General features: G+C 67.0%; 13 protein-coding genes. 3 read left to right on the top strand and 10 right to left on the bottom strand.

The window, feature by feature from the left end; translation table 11 throughout:
• The first annotated feature begins 260 nt into the window (after positions 1-260).
• Positions 261-2,864 (top strand): TonB-dependent receptor, encoded by a 2,604-nt coding sequence (locus NDB2M1_RS02320; RefSeq protein ID WP_072379216.1) that lies wholly within the window; start codon positions 261-263, stop codon positions 2,862-2,864.
• 78 nt (positions 2,865-2,942) lie between these two features.
• Here NDB2M1_RS02320 and NDB2M1_RS02315 read toward each other — a convergent pair whose 3' ends face one another.
• Positions 2,943-3,365, bottom strand: coding sequence for a DoxX family protein (locus NDB2M1_RS02315; RefSeq protein WP_072379214.1), 423 nt, complete (start codon positions 3,363-3,365; stop codon positions 2,943-2,945).
• Positions 3,366-3,504: 139 nt separating this feature from the next.
• Positions 3,505-4,020 (bottom strand): MarR family winged helix-turn-helix transcriptional regulator, encoded by a 516-nt coding sequence (locus tag NDB2M1_RS02310; protein ID WP_072379212.1) that lies wholly within the window; start codon positions 4,018-4,020, stop codon positions 3,505-3,507.
• Positions 4,021-4,131: 111 nt separating this feature from the next.
• Here NDB2M1_RS02310 and NDB2M1_RS02305 point away from each other — a divergent pair, with 111 nt between their 5' ends.
• Entirely contained in the window at positions 4,132-4,521 is a 390-nt protein-coding gene (locus tag NDB2M1_RS02305) for a nuclear transport factor 2 family protein (protein ID WP_072379210.1), read from the top strand.
• 9 nt (positions 4,522-4,530) lie between these two features.
• Here the strand turns inward: NDB2M1_RS02305 and NDB2M1_RS02300 are convergent, their stop codons facing one another.
• The 5 genes from NDB2M1_RS02300 to NDB2M1_RS02280 are packed head-to-tail and all read right to left on the bottom strand — an operon-like array spanning position 4,531 to position 9,219.
• A complete protein-coding gene (locus NDB2M1_RS02300) occupies positions 4,531-5,736 on the bottom strand; it encodes a glycosyltransferase (protein ID WP_072379208.1) in 1,206 nt (401 codons plus the stop codon).
• A 10-nt stretch (positions 5,737-5,746) separates the two neighbouring features.
• A complete protein-coding gene (locus NDB2M1_RS02295; RefSeq protein WP_072379206.1) occupies positions 5,747-6,277 on the bottom strand; it encodes a DUF2141 domain-containing protein in 531 nt (176 codons plus the stop codon).
• Positions 6,274-7,236 (bottom strand): hypothetical protein, encoded by a 963-nt coding sequence (locus tag NDB2M1_RS02290; RefSeq protein WP_072379203.1) that lies wholly within the window; start codon positions 7,234-7,236, stop codon positions 6,274-6,276. The genes NDB2M1_RS02295 and NDB2M1_RS02290 overlap by 4 nt, the downstream gene beginning before the upstream one ends.
• A 40-nt stretch (positions 7,237-7,276) precedes the next feature.
• On the bottom strand, positions 7,277-8,449 hold the full coding sequence (locus tag NDB2M1_RS02285; protein ID WP_072379201.1) for a glycosyltransferase: 1,173 nt from the start codon (positions 8,447-8,449) through the stop codon (positions 7,277-7,279).
• Positions 8,446-9,219, bottom strand: coding sequence for a DUF2334 domain-containing protein (locus NDB2M1_RS02280; protein ID WP_072379199.1), 774 nt, complete (start codon positions 9,217-9,219; stop codon positions 8,446-8,448). The genes NDB2M1_RS02285 and NDB2M1_RS02280 overlap by 4 nt, the downstream gene beginning before the upstream one ends.
• 313 nt (positions 9,220-9,532) lie before the next feature.
• Between NDB2M1_RS02280 and NDB2M1_RS02270 the strand changes: the two genes are divergently transcribed.
• Positions 9,533-10,219 (top strand): RBBP9/YdeN family alpha/beta hydrolase, encoded by a 687-nt coding sequence (locus NDB2M1_RS02270; protein WP_072379195.1) that lies wholly within the window; start codon positions 9,533-9,535, stop codon positions 10,217-10,219.
• A gap of 6 nt (positions 10,220-10,225) precedes the next feature.
• On the opposite strand, the gene glgX is transcribed toward NDB2M1_RS02270, so the two are convergent.
• From glgX to glgA, 3 genes are read right to left on the bottom strand one after another with little or no spacing between them, the layout of a single operon-like run.
• Entirely contained in the window at positions 10,226-11,980 is a 1,755-nt protein-coding gene (glgX, locus tag NDB2M1_RS02265; protein WP_072379193.1) for a glycogen debranching protein GlgX, read from the bottom strand.
• Positions 11,977-13,605 (bottom strand): alpha-D-glucose phosphate-specific phosphoglucomutase, encoded by a 1,629-nt coding sequence (locus NDB2M1_RS02260; RefSeq protein ID WP_072379191.1) that lies wholly within the window; start codon positions 13,603-13,605, stop codon positions 11,977-11,979. The genes glgX and NDB2M1_RS02260 overlap by 4 nt, the downstream gene beginning before the upstream one ends.
• Positions 13,602-15,083 carry a glycogen synthase GlgA gene (gene glgA, locus NDB2M1_RS02255; RefSeq protein ID WP_072379189.1) on the bottom strand — a complete coding sequence of 494 codons (1,482 nt, stop codon included), beginning with the start codon at positions 15,081-15,083 and terminating at the stop codon, positions 13,602-13,604. The genes NDB2M1_RS02260 and glgA overlap by 4 nt, the downstream gene beginning before the upstream one ends.
• Positions 15,084-15,104: the final 21 nt, after the last annotated feature.

Genomic DNA, 15,104 nt, shown 5'->3' with positions numbered 1-15,104 from the left:
GCCGGTAACTTCTGCGAAACTTTTGATAGAAGGTAATACGTACTTTAGATGGACAACCTGAACCCAACCTGACTGGGCCGGTCATCTGGAAATGTTGCAGTGATTTAATATTACCGTGGATTTCACGCAACATATCGCCAAGAATGGCGGAAATCCGCGGTTCTTCCATGACATTTTGTGTCAGAATGTCAGAAAACTGTCATGAAACTAGCCTAGGGCCGGCTTCAGCGAAGAGCTATTCCCCCTAACTGAGGTTATCCATGACACTCGCAAATCCGTTGCGCACCGGCCTGCTGGCCGGCGTGTGCCTCGTCGCGTTCGCTTCGACCCCCGCTTTCGCCGCTGCGGCGGACGAACAGGCCGAAGCTGCACCCGCGCCCGGCGTCGACGTGCCCAACGGCGTGCCGATCGAGGAAATCGTCGTCACCGCCACCAAGCGCGAAACCAACCTGCAGAAGACGCCGATCTCGATCTCGGTCGTGAACGCCGAAACCATCCGCGAGCGCCGCGTGCAGAGCCTGCTCGATCTCGCCGACGGCGGCGTGCCGAGCCTTCGCGTCGCGACCTTCGAAGCCCGCCAGTCGGCGCTGACCATCGGCATCCGCGGCATCGTGCCGCTCGACGCCAACCAGCCCGCGCGCGAACAGGGTGTCGGCATCTACATCGACGGCGTCTACCTCGGCCGCCAGCATGGCCTCAACACCGGCCTGTTCGACATCGAGCGCGTCGAAGTGCTCAAGGGTCCGCAGGGCACGCTGTTTGGCCGCAACACCGAAGGCGGCGCGCTCTCGCTCGTCTCGAAGGGCCCCACCGGCGAGTTCGGTGGCAGCATTGACGGCAGCGTCGGCAACATTGGCTCGCGCAGCGGTGCGATCCACCTCAACCTGCCCGAAGTGAAGGGCTTCTCGATCAAGCTCGACGGCGTCTACCAGCACCAGGACCCGATCACCAAGAACCCGCTCCAGGGTCAGGAAGGCTGGGGCCTGTTCGATCGCAAGGGCTTCCGTGCCGCCGTGCGTTGGAAGCCGGTCGACGGCGTGACCAACGACTTCTCCTATGACGTGGCGCGCGACGAGAACACCCCGTTCTACAGCCAGCTGCTCAACTACAACCCGAACAACTGCCTGAGCGGCGGTTCGAACAGCGCGCCGCTGGCGATCCCCGCCGGCAGCACCTGCGTCACCCCGGGCACGGCGTTTGTCGGCACGCAGGGCACTGTCCGCCCGCTGCTCCCCGGCGTGGTGGTCAATGGCGACACGCTGATGCGCGTGGCCGACATCGGCGTGCCGCAGCGCCGCAGCTTCGACGAGACGCACGGCTTCACCAACGTGCTCAAGTGGAAGATCTCGCCGGAAATCGAGCTGCGCTCGATCACCGCATGGCGCGGCGTCGACGTGCAGCAGTGGGACAACTCGGGCGGCGCGCACCGCGTGCCGGTGGTCAACTACCGCCCCGAGTGCACCGCCAACGGCCCGTCGAACTGCACGTTCAGCCGCTACAGCCTTGCCGACTTGCGCCAGCGCCAGTTCAGCCAGGAAATCCAGGCGGTCGGCTCGATCGGCCCGGTCGATTACGTGGCTGGTCTCTACTACTTCAACGAGCACGTGAGCGACACGGCGGCGACGCCGAACTCGATGCGCGTGATCTACAACACGCCGACGCAGGCAACTTACGTGCCCAACACGTTCTGCACGGCTGACACCCCCGAGTTCGTCGGTCAGGCGGTCAACGGCTGCCCGATCGACCGCGCTTCACAGGTCAACTCGAAGAGCTATGCGATCTTCGGCCAGGCGACGTGGAATGTGAACGACAAGCTCCACATCACCGCGGGCGGTCGCTACACCTGGGACGAAAAGCAGGGCCAGCTGATCTATTCGCGCAACGTCGATTACCGCGCCAACCCGGCCATCGCCGCCGCGAACGGCTACAAGCCGCTCGACGAGAAGTGGCGCCGGTTCAACCCGCTGGTGACGGTGGCTTACGACGTGAACAGCGAAGTCCACGCCTATGCCAAGTACGCGACGGGCTACCGCGCGGGCGGTGCCAGCTCGCGCACCTCGGACTACCGCGCGTTCAACCCGGAAGACGTCAAGAGCTATGAAATCGGCGTGAAGGCCGACCTGTTCGGCCGTCGTGCCCGCCTCAACCTTGCGGGCTACATCATGGACCGCACGGGCAGCCAGGTCGACCTTTCGACGATCCAGCCGACGGTCCTGCCGACCGGGACCAGCAACTTCAACAACCTCGTGACCTTCAATGCCCCGGGCACCACGAAGATCCGCGGTATTGAAGCCGACCTCACGGTGAAGCCGACCAGCCGCCTGACGATGAACGTCTCGTACGCCTATACCTACACCGACATTCCGCTGGTGCCGGTGACGTACACGCAGTTCAGCAGCACGGGCACGCCGCTGTTCAGCACGACGGTCAACCAGAAGTTCTACATCGTCTACACGCCGCGCAACGCCGCGAGCGCCTCGGTCGATTACGAACTGCCGGAGATCCTCGGCGGTGCGCGGCCGAAGTTCCACATCGATGCCAACTATGCGCAGGCGACGCAGAGCTTCGACCAGTTCGAGACCAAGGCGGACTCGAGCTTCATCGTCAACGCCCGCCTCTCGGTGCTCGATATCAAGCTGCCGGCCGCTGACACCAAGCTCAACATCGGGCTGTGGAGCCGCAACCTGTTCAACCACCAGTTCGTCTACCGCCGCGATCCGTCGAACAGCCTTCCGGCTGTCCAGACCAGCGGCCCGGCCGGTACGAACGTGGTGGTGATCGGCAACAACGGCAGCGTGCTGGGCGACTACGGCAACTTCAACATGCCGCGCACCTTCGGCTTCGACGCTTCGATCAAGTTCTGATCCGAGCGCAGATTGCCCACGAAAAGACGGCGGCCGGAGCGATCCGGCCGCCGTTTTTCGTTTGGGCTGAAGGCAGGCTCAGCGCCGGTCGAGGCCGATCCTGCCCGAGCCGAAGGCCGCGACCTGGAGCAGGCCGCCCGCCATGGCGAGGTTCTTCAGGAAGTGGATGAACTGGTTCTGATCCGCGAAGTGCGCGTGGAAGGCGAGCGCGGTGGCGACGCTGAAGCCGGCGAGAACCAGCGCCACGATGCGGGTGCGAAACCCGGCGATGAGGGCCAGGCCGCCGCCGACTTCGATGAGGGCGGCCGCAATCAGCGCGGCGGGGGCGAAGGGCAGGCCGGCGCTGGCGATATAGCCGATGGTGGCGGCGGGCGCGGCAATCTTGCCCACGCCGCTGAGAATGAAGATTGCGGCGATCAACACGCGGCCGGTGGCGGCGAGCAGGTGACCGGTGGCGGGGGTGGAGATCTGGGCGGAGGCGGTTGCAGTAGTGGTCGACATGGCATGATCCTTTGCAGTTCTTGCCGGGCGAGGGGCCGTCCGGTCTTGCTGCAAATCGAATAGGCTTGTCTAATCATCCGGAAAATCCGGATAATATCGTTGCATTTATTCGATAGAATGAAAAAGCTATTGTGATCCGTCAAGCAGACGGTGCTGCCGTGCGGAACTCGGCGGGGATCGGGCAATCGGTGCAGACGCGGTTGTCGCAGAGGCGGCACAGGGTGCAACGCTCCAGATCAGTGCCGGGCAGGGCGGCGAGCAGCTTGTGAAGCAGAGCGGCGAGCATATCCTGCTCGGCGCTGCCCAGCGGTTCGAGGACCGGCTTGATCACTGCGAGGCGTTCCTTGAGCAGCGTCTCGCGCAAGGCATGGCCTTCGTCGGTGAGATGGAGAGCAATCGCGCGCCTGTCCCGTCCCTGCCGTCGCTCGACCAGCCCATCGGCGACGAGGCGGTCGATCAGCCGTACGCAGCCGGGGTGAGAGAGGCCGAGGATATGGCGGAGCTGGTCGTTCGAGGGGCCGAGGCCGTAACCGATCACCACCAGCGCCGCGGGGGTTTCCCCGGCGTGGTGCAGCGTCTGGCGCGCGGCTTGGGCAATGCGGTCCGCGACGGCGAGGCCGAGGGCGCCGAGGAGATTGGCTGTCCGGTCGATCATCCCGCCCTATTATGTGCAGACCGCACGAATATCAACTTGACCGATAAGTGCGCTCCGCACATAAAATGGACAGGTACTTCGGGCGCAACCGGAGTCGCCCGGGAGATTGCCATGAACAGCCCTGCAAACCCTGCGCTCAGCGCCGAACACGCCGACTTTTACGCCCGCTTCCAATCGTTCTGGGCGGCTCCGAGCGGCCCGCGCGTGGCGGAGCTGATCGCGCCCCACGCCACGGTCCATTTCAGCGGGGCCGGAAGCTTCTCCGGCGCGGAATACGTCGATGTCATGGCCGGCATACTGGGCGCGATGGAGGCGCTCGAAGTGACGCCGATCGACTGCGCGGGCGCGGGCGAGCTGCTCTACATCTTCTGGAGGGCCAGCGCCCGCATCGGCGGCGAGCATTGCGCGTGGTGCGGGGTGGACCGCATGCACATCGCGGACGGCATGGCCATCGAGGAACACGTGCTGTTCGACTCCGCCGCGCTCCAGCCAGCCGGCTGAACGCGCGGATCAGGCCGCGCGGCGCGGTCCGACTTCGCGGCGGGCTTCGCGGACGAGGCGCTCGTAGCTGGCGAAAAGCTCGGCGAAGTGGTCGTCCATCACGCGCGGGGCGGGGATCACGGCGCGGGGGCCGTCGATCCCGCTTTCGCGCGCGATGCAGTATTCGACGATGGTTTCGGCAGCGGCGGCGGCATTGGCGGATTCGTAGATCCAGCCGGTGCCTTCCATGCGGGCCTGCGCGCGCGCCTGATCCGCCGCACCGCCTTCATCGGGGGCGATCAGCGGGAGGCCGGAGGCACGCGCTTCGGCAGCGACCATGCAGAACGTTTCCGCCTCGCAGCCATGGACCAGCGCATCGGCGCTCGCCATCACGCGGGCGAGTTCGGCGCGCACGGTGATCGGCTCGAGAATGCGGATATGCGGATTGCCGGCAATGCGCTTCTCGATGGCCTTGAGATCGCGGCCTTGCCCGGCGAGCACCATGCCGACCGGACGGCGCGTGCCCGCGGCGGTGACGGCATCGACCAGCATGGGCCAGCGCTTTTCCGGCGCGAAACGGCCGACGCCGATCAGGAGCGTCGCGTCTTCAGGCAGTTCGCAGAGCTCGAGCAGGCCCTTGCGAAGGCGTTCGTCACGGTGCGAAGGCGAGAACACGCCGGGGTCGACGCCCATCGGGTTGGTGACGACGCCGGCGAGGCCGCCATTGGTCAGTCGGTCCGAGAGGCCCTGGCTGGCGCTGACGATCATGTCGAACTGCGTGTCGAGCCGGCGCAGGTGGCGCCAGTAGCGATCGAATGCCTTGTCGATCACCGGGCGCGGGGCGACGCCATCGAACCAGCGGTAGGCATAGGCCGAGAGCGGATCGGCGTGCATGATCAGCGCGCGCGGGGCGGTGCCCGGCCATTCGCCGACAAGGCTGGCGCTGCGCCACGGGGAGGAGGCCTCGACCATGTCCGGCGCCTCGCGGTCCAGCGCCTGATAGAGCGCTGCCACATCGCTGAAATAACGGTAGTTGAAATCGAGCGGGAACACCGTGCTCTTCAGCCAGACGATGCGCGCGTTCGGCCCGCGTTCCTCGACGCGGTTTTCCTCGCCCGGCGCGATGACGACCACCTCGTGGCCCATCGCCGCACCGGCCTTGAGCTTGCGGTCAACATATGTGCGCACGCCGCCGCCCTTGGGCGCGTAGAAAGCGCAAACATCGACGAGTTTCATGGAAAAACCTCTAGGAGCGCTTGAGCGGCCCGAACGAGAACAGGCCCGTACGGTAGTTCATGATGACACGCAATGTGGTTAAGCCGCCGTTCGCGCTGACCGCTACGGCGGCTGCCTTGGGCTTCGACCAGCCGAGTTTCGGGTTGCCCGAAAAGCCGATGCCATCGTGGCTGAGGCTGAACTTGCGGTCCGCATTGCGGTCGTGGAGCACCGTCACGGCATAGGTGCCGGGGCCGGGCAGGCGGATGCAGAGGCGCGGCACAGGCTCGGCCGGAACCGGCACCTCGACGCGGCGGAAGGTCTTGCCAGCCATCACCAGCACGTTGTCGTCGGCGAGGAAATCGGCGTCGTTGGCTGGGTAGACCTCGACCTTCACGCGGCCGCTGCGGTCCTTGAGGCCCATCAGATCGACGAGGAAAGCAGGCCCGCTCTCACCCGGACGGCACTGACCTTCGGCCTTGCCGAGATCGGGCGTGGAAGGGATCGGCCCCGCTGCCGTGAGCAGCGCGAGCGCACCACCAAGAAAAACAAGACGTTTCAAGCATTCTTCTCCCGCTGAACCAAGTCAAGGAGCATCAAGCCCATGAACAACACCACATGCGTTGCCACAATCAGCAGCGATATCATGGCGATCATGTCGCTAGTCTGAACCTGACTGCCGACGAGCAAGGTAGAGATACCGGCGAAAGCAATGTCTTTATTGGGAATGAGCGGGAGACGGGACAAGAGGAGCCGAACAGTTGCAAACATCAGCCACGAACCGATGCCGACGCCGGGGAGGATGAGATGCCAGGCCAGCGCAGAAAGGCCGGTGTTGGCGACGATGCGCAGGGTGTGGACGACGAAGACGAAGGCGAGATCGGCCTTGGGGAGGCTGAGCAGGCCATTACGGAAGAACATGATCACGAGGCTGGTGACGAGCACGACGCCAATCGAGGTGGCCAGGACATGGCCGTTGTCCGAACCCGCGCCGTCGAGCCCGAGCTGGCTGATGATCGGCCAGGTCATGATGAGCAGCAGCACGGTCATGATATTGCCCGCGAGCGCGGAGAGGATCGCGACATCCTTGACCGCGCCGAAGGGCGAGCCTTCCATCTTCACGTGGCGGCGCGCCCAGTCGTAGAAATAGACTTCACCGACATAGCCCAGCAATAGCTCGTTGCCGATCAGCTTCTTGAGCAGCGGGAAAATGCCCGACACGGGAATGCCCCAGAGCTTGCGGAAGATGACCCAGTCCGCCACCGGACCCGCGAAGTAGCTGGCGGCGAGCACCAGCCAGATCAGCGGCGAGGTCGGCACGATCGACCAGACCTGACCCCAATCGATCTTGCGTAGCTGCCACAGCACGGCAACCAGAATGGCGAGCGAGATCACCGGGCCGATCCAGCCGCTCCACTTGCGCAAACTGCGTTCCAGCGGCGCGGCACTGGGCAGCGCGGCGGGGAGCACCGGGGGCAGGACGGGCGGGAGGGCTTCGGTGAGGGCTTCGGGGGGAACCATCGGTGACATATCCTTCGCGGAGGGTGCTTCGCCATCGGGGTTAAGCATGGGCGAGCCCCTCCATCAGCGCGCGATAGCCATGCGAAGCTATCTCCACGGTGAACCGGCGTGATTGATCGCGCGCGGCGGTTTCGTCAAATTTCAACTTGGCAATGTCCTGCATCGCCTGTGCGAGCGCGGCGGCATCGCCGACGGGCACGAGCAGGCCGAAGCGGCCGCCGCCGAGCATGTCCTCCATGCTGACGCTGCAGCGGGTGGTGACGATGGGCAGACCGGCGGCAAGCGCTTCTGCGACGACCGCTGGAACCCCTTCATAATCCGAGGAAAGTACCAGCGCGTCGGCCGAGGCCAGTTCGGCATCGAGCGGGCTGACATGGCCGGGCAGACGCACCTTGCCGGTGAGCCCCAGCCGCTCGATCTGCGCTTCCAATGCGCGGCGGGCAGAACCTTCGCCGATGATGGCCAATCGGTCATCCGGGCCAGCCATGCGCGAAAAGGCATCGATCAGCAGGCCGAAATTCTTCTGCGCGGCGAGCCGTCCGATGGCAAGAAAGCGCCGTCCCGGGCCGCGCGGTGCGGCTTTGGCGGCTTCGCGGGCGGCGGCAAGGCGCTGGATATCGGCTTCCGCCAGCGAGGGATCGTCGATCACCGCGATGTGCTGCCGCGGCGCGCGCATCAGGCTGGCGATCTCCTCGCGCATCGGCGGGGCCATGCCGACGAGGCGGTCGATCACCCGGCCCTGGATGCGCAGCCATGCCCGGTAGAACGGGCGCGCGGGGACGGGCAAATCATTGCGGGTGAGGTCGTTGCTCATCTTGGCGACCACGGGCGGGCAGGCCTTGCCGAGCAGCAGGCGCATCGAGACGGCGACGATGGTGTAGGAATTGCCCGCGCAGAACAGGACATCGGGCCGGATGCGGCGGATCGCGGCGGGCAGGTGAAAGATCATCCACAGCGTTTCCCAGCCCGCATGGGGCACGCGCTGGTTGCCGAGCAGTTCGAAGGCAAGGCCCGGCCAATCGCGCTTCATGACGCCGGAGCTGCGCCCCATGACCAGCCTGGCATCGAGCCCCTGCGCCCGCCACGCCTCGTGCAGGCGCAGCGCCACGCGCTCGACACCGCCGGGGGCGAAGCTGTGGAGGAAGGTCAGGATGCGCAGCGGACGCGTGGCGGCGGGGTCCGCCTGCGTCAGAGCCGCCGGCTGCGCGTTCATTGCGCCCCGCCGAGCGCGGCATAGCGCGAAGGCTGGTGCGTGCGGACGAAGCGCGCGAGGGTCTTGTCAATGCTGGCGAGCAGCGCGGGGACGGTGGTATCGCCGGGATGGACCGCGACGCGGATCGTCTCGGTAAAGGGCAGGGCGAGGCGGCCGAGCGAGGCGGCGAGGAGCGAGCTGGCGATGCGCGGCTTGCTGCGGCTGGCCCAGGTGATCACCGGCCCCTTGGCGAGGACTTCGCCGCTGGCCGGGCGCCAGACTTTCATGTGGTCCTCGGCGAGCGCAAAACCCAGTTCGCGCAGCGCAGCGTGTGCGCCTTCGCCGTAGAGCCAGGCGGGCGCGATGAATCCGGCGACCGGGCGGCCGATCACGTCCTCCACCAGCGCGCGGCCATCACGCATGCGCTGGAGCGCTTCGGCGTGGGGGAGGTTGAGGAACTCGCCTTCGCCGGCGGTCATGTGCTTGCCCTTGATCGCGGCAAGGCCTTCGGTGGCGGGCGTCTCGTCCTTGTGGCTCCAGCCGTGGAGGAACATCTCGATGCCCTGATCGGCCCAGCCGCGCAGGCGGGCGGCAAAGGCGGCGTTGCCGGCAATGGGAGCACCGCGCCAGTGGTCCGGAATCACCAGCATGGCGAATTGCGCCGCGCCGACGTGCCGCGACAGCCGCTCGGCCAGCGCATCGACCTGGGCCTCGAACCGCGGCGAAACGTCGTGGATCGAGACCAGAAGCCGCCGCGCGGACGTGCTGGAGAAAGGCGCGGGGGCGTTCATGCGCGCGCCGGTATCACCTTATGCTGCACTGCCGCAAGACGCCGCCGCGTCCCGCCTTCGATTGTCGTCATCGGTATGGTCCCCTCGCGCGTGACCTGACCTTGCCTTCGTGGCGGCTTGTGCACGCCAACTGCGGCGAGGACATGGCAATCGTGCCGGCAATCCGCAAGGTGGCGGGCACATATGCGCAGACCGGCGAAATCCCCGCGCGTTTCGTCGATTGGGCTATTGTCTACCAATAATGTTGAGTTATCGTCGTGCTTGTCGGGACGTGCACCGAGTCGACCGGCCATTCTTCTCTCGGAGACGTACGATGGCCCATGAAATCAATACCTTGAATGATAGTCCTGCGCCGGTGATCCTGACCGTGCCGGGGCTTTGCAATTCCGGCCCCGGCCACTGGCAGACCTTGTGGGAAGCGCAATTGCCGCGCTGCCGCCGGGTCGATCTGGGGCTGTGGGAAGACCCGCACCGCAACACCTGGGTGAACAAGCTCAATCTTGCGATCCAGCGCGCCGAAGGGCCGGTGGTGCTCGCGGCGCACAGTCTGGGCTGCCTCGCGGTGGCGTGGTGGGCGGAGTATGAGCAGCCCGGAAGTTCCTGGGGCTCTGGGCCGGTGGAAGGCGGAAAGGTGATCGGCGCGCTGCTGGTCGCGCCGCCCGATGTCGAGGAGCGCCCGCTCGACCGCCGGTTGACGCGCTTTGCGCCGGTGCCGGAAGCCTCGCTGCCGTTCCCTTCGGTGCTCGTGGCCAGCCGCAATGATCCCTACCTGACGATGGCGCAGGCGCGCGGGCTTGCCCGGCGCTGGGGCTCGCGCCTCGCCGATGCGGGGGAGGCGGGGCATATCAATGCCGCGTCGGATCTCGGCGACTGGGCGTTCGGGCGCGTGCTGCTCAATACCCTGCTGCCGCAGCCGCTGCCGGTGGTGCAGGAGGTGCCGCGCGCGCTTCCGGCGGCGCGGGATGAATTCGATCCGGCGCTCGTCTGGCAGCGCGCCTGATCCTGCTCAGGGCTCGTCCACTCCGGGTCCAGCCTGAGGGGCGGCGCGATCGATCTTCAATCCCGTCGATCGCGCCGCCTCGCTTTTTGCGTGCCAGCTGAAACCGGAGGTGGCCGGATGTTCCCAGCGGGCCGCATCCATCGGTGCGCCATCGAGGGCGAGCCATGCGCCGTCGTCCGGGAACTGCGCGAAATCGCGCGCTGCGCGCCATGCGGCGAGGGCGGCGACATGGTCTTCGAGCGCACGGTCGCGGTTTTCCCAATCGACCCAGGTGACGGCGTTGTCCTGCGCATAGGCGTTGTTGTTGCCTTGCTGGCTGCGGCCGAATTCGTCGCCCGCGGTCAGCATGATCGTGCCGGTCGACACGAACAGCGTGCCGAGCATGGCGCGGGCGAAGGCGGCGCGGCGGGCCTGGACTTCGGGGTCGTCCGTCGGCCCTTCGGCGCCATTGTTCCAGCTGAAGTTCTCGCCGTGCCCGTCGCGGTTGTCCTCGCCGTTGGCGTGGTTGTGGCGGTGCTCGTAGGCGAGCGTATCGGCGAGGGTGAAGCCATCGTGCGCGGCGAGATAGTTCACGCTGCGGCAGTCCTTGCCGAAGAGGTCGGACGAGCCGGCAATGCGGGTGGCGAGCAGGCCCACGCCCGCATCGCCGCGCCAGAAGCGGCGAACGTCGTCGCGGTAGCGGTCGTTCCATTCGAGCCAGTGCGGGGGGAAGCGGCCGAGCTGGTAGCCGCCGGGGCCGATATCCCATGGTTCGGCGATCATGATCCGGTCTGCGAGCCATGGATCGGCGGCGATCTCGGCGAAGATCGGCGCGTCGGTGGCAAAGCCGGGGCCGCGCGCCATCACGGTGGCGAGATCGAAGCGGAAGCCGTCCACGCCGCAGTGCTGCACGAAGTGGCGGAGGGTGGCGATGGTCAGCGCGCGCATGGCGGGGTTCGCGAAATCGAGCGTGTTGCCGCAGCCGGTGTCGTTGATCAGCGTGCCGTCGGGCGCGTGGGCATAGGCGGCGTTGTCGAGGCCGCGGAAACCGAGCACTGGCCCGAGAATGTCGCTTTCGCCGGTGTGGTTGAACACGAGATCGAGGATGACGCCGATGCCGCGTTTGTGCAGTGCCGCCACTGTCTCGCGCAGTTCGGCGACGCCGCCGGGGCAGAGGCGGGGATCGAGTGCCATGGGGACGACGGGGTTGTAGCCCCAGGCATTGGCGAGGCCGAGCGGGGGCAAGTGGCGCTCGTCGATCCACGCGGTGATCGGCATGAGCTCGACCGCGCTCACATGGAGCTTTTCGAGGTGGGCGAGCACGGCGGGATGCGCGAGCGCGGCAACCGTGCCGCGTTGTTCCTGCGGCACATCGGGGTGCAGCATGGTGAGGCCGCGGACGTTGACTTCGTATATCAGGCCGCCGTGCTTGAAGTGGGCGGGCCGGAGCGGGACTTCCGGTAGCGCGCCGGGCATCACCGCGCGCGGGACGAGTGGGGCGGTATCGACGCCATATGCGCTGAGCGCGGGGCTGTAGGTGAAGGGCCGGTCCAGCTCCACCGCGCGGGGATCGACGAGCAGCTTGGCGGGATCGAACCAAAGCCCGCGCTCCGGTGCCCATTCGCCGTGCGCGCGCAGGCCGTAGCGGGTGCCGGGGGGAGGGGCGTCCGCTACCCATTCGTCTCCGGTGCGCGCCATCGGCAGACGCGTTTCGGCATCGCCGTCAAACAGGCAGAGCGTGACCCCTTCGGCGCGCGGGGCGCGCACCGAAAGCTGGGTCATGTGATCACGTCGGGCGCGGTGCGGCCGGTGCGGACGGCGATCCCGGCAATGGCTTCGGCGGCGGCGATCAGGTCTTCGAGCATGGTGTCGGTATCGGCATCGAGCGTGCCGCCGGCGGGTTCATAGCGCTCGAGATAGAGCCGCAAGGTTGCGCCTTCGGTGCCGGTTCCGGAAAGGCGCAGCACGATGCGCGAGCCGCCGACGAACAGCACGCGCATGCCCTGATTGGCGCTGTGCGAGCCGTCGACGGGATCGGTGTAAGAGAAGCTGTCCGCCTGCTCGACCGTCAGCGGACCGAAGACCTTGCCGGGGAGCGTGGGGAACGAGGCTTCGAGCGCGGCCATCAGCGCTTCGGCCACATCCTTGGGCAGCGCCTCGTAATCATGCCGCGCGTAGTAGTTGCGGCCGTATTTGGCCCAGTGCTGGCGGGCGATCGCTTCCACGCTTTCACCGCGTGCTGCGAGGATGTTGAGCCAGAGCAGCACGGCCCAGAGCCCGTCCTTCTCGCGCACGTGGTCGGACCCGGTGCCCGCGCTTTCCTCGCCGCAGATCGTCGCCTTGCCGGCATCGAGCAAGGTGCCGAAGAACTTCCAGCCGGTCGGCGTCTCGAAGGCTGGGATGCCGAGCGCCTCGGCCACCCGGTCCGCAGCCGCGCTGGTCGGCATCGAGCGGGCGATCCCGGCGAGGCCCCCCGCATAGGCGGGGGCGTAGTGCGCATTGGCGGCCAGCATCGCGAGGCTGTCCGACGGGGTGATGAAGATGCCCTTGCCGACGATCAGATTGCGGTCGCCGTCGCCATCGGAAGCTGCGCCGAAGGCGGGCGCATCGGGCGAGAACATGAGGTCGAACAGCACCTTGGCATGGACGCGGTTGGGATCGGGGTGGTGCCCGCCGAAGTCTTCCAAGGGTACGCCGTTATGCACGGTGCCGGGGCGGAAGCCGAGGCGCTTTTCCAGCACTTCGATGGCGTAGGGGCCGGTGACGGCGTGCATGGCATCGAAGGCCATGGTGAGGTCGCTGGCCACCGCCGCGCGGATTGCGGGGAAATCGAACAGCGTTTCCATGAGGTCCGCCCAGTCGGCGACGCTGTCGATCACGTCGACCGTCATGCCCGCGACTTCGCTCGTGCCCAGCGTATCGAGATCGACGTCGGGCGCGTCGACCGTCAGCCAGCGGTCGATGACCTTGGTGCGCGCGAAGATCGCGTCGGTGATTGCTTCGGGCGCGGGGCCGCCGTTGGCGATGTTGTACTTGATGCCGAAGTCCTCATCCGGCCCGCCAGGATTGTGGCTGGCCGAGAGGATGAGGCCGCCGCTGGCACCGTACTTGCGGATCACGTGGCTCGCGGCGGGGGTCGAGAGGATGCCGCCTTGCCCCACCAGCACCCGGCCATAGCCGTTGGCGGCGGCGATACGGATCGCCGACTGGATCACGGTGCGGTTGTGATAGCGCCCGTCGCCACCGATCACGAGGGTGGCGCCGGGTTCGGGCGAGACCGCGTCGAACACCGACTGGATGAAGTTTTCGGCGTAGTTCGGCTGGGCGAAGACGCGGACCTTCTTGCGCAGGCCCGAAGTGCCCGGCTTCTGATCGGTGAAGGGTGAAGAAGGAATCGTCTGGATCATCGCGTGACCGTAAGGCTCTTGTAGAGATCGGCATAGGCCTCGCCGCTGCCGGTCCAGGTGAAATCGGCGCCCATTCCCGCGCGTTGGAGGCTGCGCCAGGCGGCGGGATCGCGGTAAAGCTGGACGGTGCGGGTGAGCGCATCGGCGAGGGTCTGCCAGCGCACGCCGTCGAACTGCACGCCGGTGGCGACACCGGCCTGCCGCGCGGCGAGGTTGGCGTCGATGACGGTATCGGCAAGGCCGCCGGTGCGGCTGACAACGGGCACGCAGCCGTAGGCGAGGCCGTAGAGCTGGGTGAGGCCGCAGGGTTCGAACCGGCTGGGCACGAGGATCGCATCGCCGCCGCCGAGCATGCGGTGGGAGAGCGCCTCGTCATAGCCGATGCGCACGCCGATCCGGCCCGGATGGCGCGCGGCGGCGGCGTGGAAGCCGCTTTCGAGCGCGGCGTCGCCCGAGCCGAGCAGAGCGAGCCGGGCGCCGATGCCGACGAGGTGGTCGGCGGCCTCGAGCAGGACGTCCATGCCCTTCTGCCAGGTAAGGCGGCTGATGACGACGAACAGCGGTCCATCGCCCTTCTCGAGGCCGAACTCGGCTTCGAGCGCGCGCTTGTTGGTGGCGCGTTTGGCGAGGGCGCGGGCGGTGTAGCCGGACTTGAGCGCGGCGTCGCTGGCGGGATTCCACACGGCGGGGTCGATCCCGTTGACGATGCCGCTGACTTCGCCTTCGCGCGCGCGGATCAGGCCTTCGAGGCCCATGCCGAAGCCTGGCTCGCGGATCTCGCGCGCGTAGGTCGGGCTCACCGTGGTGATGCGGCTGGCGGCGGCGAGGCCGGCTTTGAGGAAGCTGATGCCGCCGTGGTACTCGATCCCGTCGATCGCCATGGCCTGCGGCGGCAGGCCGAGCGCGGGGAACAGGTCCGCGCCGTAGTGGCCCTGGAACGCCATGTTGTGGATGGTGATGACCGAGGGCAGCTGCGGGCCAGCGCCATCTCCGGAAAATGGAGCGAAGCGCAGGTAGGCCAGGGCCATGCCGGCCTGCCAGTCGTGCGCATGGATCAGGTCGAAGGTAAGCGTTTTTACCCCGCCGCCCGCGATATCGGCGGCAGCGCGGCCGAAGGCGGCGAAACGCTTCCAGTTGTCGGGCCAGTCGCGCCCGGTGGCATCGACATAGGGTCCGCCTTCGCGCGCGAACAGGCCGGGGGCATCGAGGACCAGCAAGGGGTGCCCCTCGCTGCTGCCAACGCCGATCTTGCCGGCGAGGAGACGGGCCGGTTCGCCGAGCAGTCTGTCCCACGTGTGCAGGACCTTGGGCTTTTTCCCGAGGGTTGCGGTCACCGCCGGATAGCCGGGGAGCAGCGTGGTCATCGCCACGTCATGCGCGGCGAGCGCTGCGGGCAGGGCGCCGACGACATCGGCGAGGCCGCCGGTCTTGACCAGCGGGACCGCCTCGGAGGCGACGGAGAGGATGCTGAGAGTCATCTTGCTCCCCTCCCCATCGGG

The sequence above is a fragment of the Novosphingobium sp. NDB2Meth1 genome (assembly GCF_900117425.1).
Classification (GTDB): Bacteria; Pseudomonadota; Alphaproteobacteria; order Sphingomonadales; family Sphingomonadaceae; genus Novosphingobium.
The sequence above is the reverse complement of the archived record's forward strand: the minus strand, read 5'-3'. Positions and strand labels throughout refer to the sequence as shown.